1 protein-coding gene is annotated in these 599 nt (G+C 37.4%); it reads left to right on the top strand.

Features of this window, described 5'->3' with window-relative positions; genetic code table 11:
* Window positions 1–599, top strand: a 599-nt coding sequence (locus tag HCCG_RS12720) for an AMP-binding enzyme (protein WP_002957718.1), incomplete at both ends; no start/stop codon positions are given.

Raw genomic sequence — 599 nt, 5'->3', positions numbered from 1 at the left:
AAATCCCACACAAACGCACTAGGCTATCTTAATAGTGATAATAGTGTGTTTGATAATGAAGGCTACTTTGCTACTGGAGATTTAGTAGAAGTAAAAACTATTAATGGGGAAGAGTATATAAAGATTATAGGCAGGGCAAAAGAAGTTATAAATGTGGGTGGAGAGAAAGTTATCCCACAAGAAGTTGAGGGAGTGCTATTACAGATTCCATTTATAAGTGATTGTGTTGTATATGGGGAATCTAATGCGATTACAGGGCAAAGTGTAAGTGTAAAGGTAGTGTTAGATTCTAATCATTACATAAAATCTAGCAAAGCAGAATCTGCAAACTTAGATTCTAAAAACACAGACAGCAACACTGCGGAAGTATCTTTGAGTGATTTTAGTGGTTTTCAAAGCAAAGGCGAAGGGAGTTACCTAAGGGGTAATGACCGAGCCTTGAGTGCAGAATCCGCTAAAAGCACCAAAGAGACAACGCAGGTAACGCAGAATCTAGAATTAAAAAAATACATAAGAACTTTCTGCAAAAACAAACTTGCCCCCTTTAAGATTCCAAGTAAAGTCATCGTTGTGGAATCTTTGGAAGTGAGCGAGAGATT

The organism is Helicobacter cinaedi CCUG 18818 = ATCC BAA-847, from assembly GCF_000155475.1.
GTDB lineage: Bacteria > Campylobacterota > Campylobacteria > Campylobacterales > Helicobacteraceae > Helicobacter_C > Helicobacter_C cinaedi.
Note: the sequence above shows the minus strand (reverse complement) of the source record. Positions and strands in the feature narration are given on the sequence as shown.